Origin of the sequence: Devosia sp., from assembly GCF_041917035.1 — a bacterium.
In the GTDB taxonomy this organism is placed as follows: Bacteria; Pseudomonadota; Alphaproteobacteria; order Rhizobiales; family Devosiaceae; genus Devosia_A.
Genome location: NZ_JAYRYM010000262.1, coordinates 1 through 4,935, shown reverse-complemented (window position 1 = coordinate 4,935; position 4,935 = coordinate 1). Strand labels below are relative to the sequence as shown.

Below are 4,935 nucleotides of genomic sequence, written 5' to 3'. Positions count from 1 at the left end.
CCCACTCTCCAAGCAGCCAGGGCCTGTCGAACGACAAGCGTCAGTTGGGGCTGTTCTTCCGGCGCCCCTGGGGGCTGCAGGGCCATCGGCCACCTTCGGGATCGGTAGCGCTGTACCGGGCGCTGCGACAGACTTACCGCCACCTGCCCCTGCCCCTTGCCGCACGGTCGCGGCTCAGCCCGGTGCTTGGCAAGGTGCTGCAGCAACTGGCCAGCCGAACCCTACCGCCGCCGCTCCCGATCGGCGCCATCGTGCGCGGAGGCGTTGTGGTGTCGGGTTTCTTCAGCGACCAGAGCGGCGTCGCAAGGGCCGGCCGGCTCACCCGCGACTCCGTGCGGACCTGGGGCGTACCGCTCGTCGAGCACGACATCACCGCCGATCCCTCCGCCGAGATGGTGCGCGACGTGTCGCCGGGCGGCGTCTGGATCTGCCACTGCAACCCACCCGAGGCATCCGTGAAGGTGCTGCTGGCCGATACCGAGCGCCTCTGGGCGAGCCGCTACCGCATCGGGGTTTGGTCCTACGAGCTGGAACGCCTGCCGTCCACCTGGCCCCCTATGCTGAAGCATTTCCACGAGATCTGGGCGCCCAGCCAGTTCGTCGCCGACGCTATCCGGCGCTCGTCCGGGCCCGGCGGTCCGGTTATCCGTGTCGTTCCCCACCCCATGCCGCTGCCAGCAATGGCGCGGCCGCTGTCGGAGCCGCATCGGCCCTTCGCGTTCCTCACCATGTTCGATGCGCGTTCCACCGCCGCACGGAAGAACCCGATGGCCGCGATCACCGCCTTCCAGGGCGCCTTCGGGCCAACCTCGCCAGATGCGTCTCTGCTTATCAAGGCGTCGTTCAGCCATTTCGACGATGCCGCAATGCAGCAAATGCGCGCCGCCATCGCAGGCTGGCCGAACATCAGAGTGATGACCGAGCACCTCACCGACGATGAGGTGCTGCAGCTGATCGCTGGTGCCGATTGCCTCGTCTCGCTGCACCGCTCCGAGGGGTTTGGCCTGCCGGTCGCCGAAGCGATGACGGTGGGGACGCCGGCCATCGTTACCGGATGGTCGGCGCCGACCGAGTTCACCGCTGGCGGCGCCATCGAGATCGACCACGATCTCGTGCCGGTCAGTGACGCTTCCGGACGTTACGCAGGCGGTCCCGGGCTGGTCTGGGCCGACGCCAGACTCGATCATGCCGCACGCGAGATGCGGGCGCTCGCTGATGACCCGGAACGCTGGCACGCCCTTTCCGCCGCTGGCCTCGCCATCGCGCGGAACACGCTCTGCCAGCCGATTTCGCCGGCCAACTACCGCCGCTTCCTCGTCGAACCCTGAGCCTCCCAGCGCTCGTGTACGGGCTCGTCCCGAGGACAGCGACGGCTTCTTGCGGATTCCCTTGCCGGCGCCGCCGGGCGGTCGGGGTTGATCGGCGGCGCGAGGGGCGTTCGTGGAGGCCGGCTAGCGAGGCGCGAGGGCGAGGCTGGTGGCGGGGTCGAAATAGCAGGCGTGGCGGGTATCCGCGACGAGGTGGATGGGGCTGTGCTGTTCGACCCGCAGGCGCCCGGGCAGGCGCGCGACGACAGGCTTGCCGCCCAGTTCGGTGGTGATGAAGGTGTCGGAGCCGGCGTTCTCGACCAGTTGCGCGGTGACGGCGAGGGCATCGGGCGAGGCCGTCAGCGAGAACATCTCGGGTCTGAGGCCGACGATGAGCTCGGCATTCTCCCGCGCCGCCAGCGCGCCCGGCGGCTCGGCAATCCGCAACCGGTTTCCATCCGACAGGACCAGCTCCCGCCCGCCGCTGCCCGGCGCGACCCGGGCGGGGATCAGGTTCATCGGCGGCGAGCCCATGAAGTCGGCGACGAAGAGGTTGGCGGGCTCCTCGAAGATCTCCTGCGGCGTGCCGACCTGCTGAATCACCCCCTGGTTGAGCACGACGATGCGGGTGCCCAGCGTCATCGCCTCGATCTGGTCATGCGTGACGTAGACGATCGAGGCGCCTAGCCGCTCGTGCAGGCGCTTGATCTCGCCGCGCAGCTCGACGCGCAGCTTGGCATCGAGATTGGAGAGCGGCTCGTCGAACAGGAACAGCACCGGGTCGCGCACCAGGGCCCGGCCCATGGCGACGCGCTGCCGCTGCCCGCCGGAGAGCGCGCCCGGCTTGCGCTCGAGCAGGTGCGAGATGTGCAGCAATTCGCTGACCTCGCGCACCTTGTCCGCCTGTACAGGCTTGGGGACGTTGCGCACCTTCATGCCGAAGGCGATGTTCTCGGCCACGGTCATCGTCGGGTAGAGCGCATAGCTCTGGAACACCATGGCGATGTCGCGGTCCCGCGGCGGCACCTCCGTCACGTCGCGCCCGCCGATCTCGATGCGGCCGCCGGACGTGGTGTCGAGCCCGGCGATGCAGTTGAGCAGGGTGGACTTGCCGCAGCCCGACGGACCGACCAGAACGAGAAACTCGCCCTTCGCCATCGACAGGCTGATGCCGCGCAGGACTTCGACGCTTCCGAAGCGCTTCATCAGGTCGCGCACCTCGAGTACCGGTGGCTGGGTCTCTGCCTTCTCTGCTAGTGCGGCCATCCGTCCCTCCCCGACATTGGCACTGCGCCCGTGGAGGCGCGAACGATCAAGTCGGCGCCGACCATGCGCTGCAGCTGCAGCGGATCGACGCCGGCAATGCGGGCCCCCATCATTTCGGCCAGCGCCGCACCGGCCATGCGGATCGGCGAGCGCGTGACGGTCAGCGGCGGATTGAAGTTCTCGGGCCTCAGGTGTGGCAGCACGTCGTCGTGCGCAATGATCGAGAGCTCCCGGCCGATGGCGAGACCGACGGCCCCGGCGGCGCGGATCACGCCGAGCGCCTGCAGGGTCGAGGAACACAGGAACGCCGTCGGTGGCGCCCCGAGCCGCCCCGAGAGCATTTCGGTGGCGTGCAGGAAGGCCTGGTCCTCGCTCATCAGGTCGTGGCTGACGAAGCGCTCGGGGATATGGATGCCGCGATCGGCTGCAATGCGGCGCACCGCCCGCTCGCGCTGGACCACGAAGGCGAGGTTGGCTTCGCCATTCAGCAGCGCGATCCGCCGGTGTCCCAGTTCGACGAGCAGCGAGGTCGCCGCGGCAAAGGCGGCATCGTTGTCGATGTCGAAATAGGCGTAGGGCACCGCTTCTCCGGTGCGCCCGTGCACGACGAAGGGAAAGCCGCGCGCGATCAGGGTGCTGATGCGGACATCCTCGATCTCGGGCGCCGAGACGATCATGCCGTCGACCGACCCCGACGAGGCGAACCGCTCGTAGTGCGCCAGCAGATCGCGCTGCGGCGCGGTGTGGATGATGAGGTCGAGTTCCCGGTCGGCAAGACCGGTGGACAGACCGGCGAGGAAATCGACGAAATGCGGATCGACCAGCAGGTTGCGGCTGGAGCGGAAGATCATGCCGACCATTCCGGACTTGCCGGTCGCCAGGCGCTTGGCGCTGGAGTTCGCCTTGTAGCGCAGGCGCTCCGATGCCTCGAGCACCCGCAAGCGCGTCTTCTCCCCGACTTCCGGAAAGCCGTTCAATGCCCGGCTGACGGTGGCCGGGCTCAGCCCCAGATGCGAGGCCAGTTCACGTAGCGTCGTCAATAGTCCATTCCCGGCGAAACTCTCAAACCGCTTCGAGGTTTGCACATCGGCCTGGTCGAGGCAATTCGGAAGGCCAGGGCGACGCAGAATTAAACCGGTTTGAAATCGGTGGCGAGCTGAACTAGAGTACAGCTATTGGCCGGCCGGCGCGGGATGCGTGCGGCCCCGATGCGACCGGTGCCCGACGCAGGGCGGGGCCGGCCGGAGGAGTTTACGACGGCGGCGGCCTGACCCGTACGGGACGGCTCGCCGGACGACGCGAAGCGCGCCCCATATTGGGCGGGCAGACGACGACGCCGGCACGGCCGGCTAGGCAAACTGTCTGGGAGGACAATCGTGACCAAGACTATCAAGACCGTAGCCCTGGGCCTGGGCCTGCTGCTGGCCTCGACCGCGCTGAGTTCGGCCTTCGAGGAAGGCAAGCTCGTGGTGTGGATCAACGGCGACAAGGGCTTCACCGGCCTGCAGGCGCTCGGCGACAAGTTCACCGCGGAACTCGGCGTGCCAGTGGTCGTCGAGCACCCCGAGGCGGTGACCGACAAGTTCCAGCAGTCTGCGGCAACCGGGGACGGCCCGGACATCTTCATCTGGGCCCATGACCGCTTCGGCGAATGGGCGGCGGCCGGCCTCATCCAGCCGGTCGAGCCGAGCCAGGCCGTGCGCGACGGCATCTTCGACTTCGCCTGGGACGCGGTGACCTTCGACGGCAAGACCTGGGGCTATCCGATCGCGGTCGAAGCCATCGGCCTGATCTACAACAAGGACCTGGTCCCCACTCCGCCGGCAACGATGGAGGAGATCGCCGCGCTGCAGCTCCCGGCCGGCGTCAAGCCGATCCTGTGGGACTACAACAACACCTACTTCACCTTCCCGTTGCTGATGGCCAATGGTGGCTATGCGTTCAAGAAGGACGACGCGACCGGCAGCTACGACCCCAAGGATACCGGCGTCGCCAATGCCGGAGCCAAGTCCGGCGCGGCGCTGCTGCGCAAGATGATCGATGACGGTGTCATGCCGTCGGGCGTCGACTACGGCGTGATGGATGCGGCGATCAACAAGGGCGAGGTCGCCATGGTGATCAACGGGCCGTGGGCGTGGTCGAACCTGAAGACCTCGAACATCAACTTCGGCGTCGCCCCGATCCCGTCGGTGGCCGGCGCACCCAGCAAGGCGTTCGTCGGCGTGCTCGCCGCCAACGTCAATGCCGCGACGCCCAACAAGGACCTCGCCATCGAGTTCATCGAGAACTACCTCGCCAGCGACGAGGGGCTGAAGATGATCAACGACGACGTCCCGCTCGGCGCCGTGGCCGACAAGAGCTT

Annotated in this window: 4 protein-coding genes; 2 read left to right on the top strand and 2 right to left on the bottom strand. The window is 67.8% G+C overall.

What is annotated here, in order from left to right; all coding sequences use genetic code 11:
- Nucleotides 1-1,328, top strand: a 1,328-nt coding sequence (locus ACE3TU_RS18805; protein ID WP_374627012.1) for a glycosyltransferase, incomplete at its 5' end; no start/stop codon positions are given.
- 123 nt (nt 1,329-1,451) lie between these two features.
- Here the strand turns inward: ACE3TU_RS18805 and ACE3TU_RS18800 are convergent.
- A complete protein-coding gene (locus ACE3TU_RS18800; protein WP_374627010.1) occupies nt 1,452-2,573 on the bottom strand; it encodes an ABC transporter ATP-binding protein in 1,122 nt (373 codons plus the stop codon).
- A complete protein-coding gene (locus tag ACE3TU_RS18795) occupies nt 2,561-3,613 on the bottom strand; it encodes a substrate-binding domain-containing protein (RefSeq protein ID WP_374627008.1) in 1,053 nt (350 codons plus the stop codon). Before ACE3TU_RS18795 ends, ACE3TU_RS18800 begins: the two co-directional genes overlap by 13 nt.
- Before the next feature lie 336 nt (nt 3,614-3,949).
- Here ACE3TU_RS18795 and malE point away from each other — a divergent pair.
- On the top strand, nt 3,950-4,935 hold a 986-nt coding region (gene malE / locus ACE3TU_RS18790), incomplete at its 3' end, for a maltose/maltodextrin ABC transporter substrate-binding protein MalE (RefSeq protein WP_374627007.1).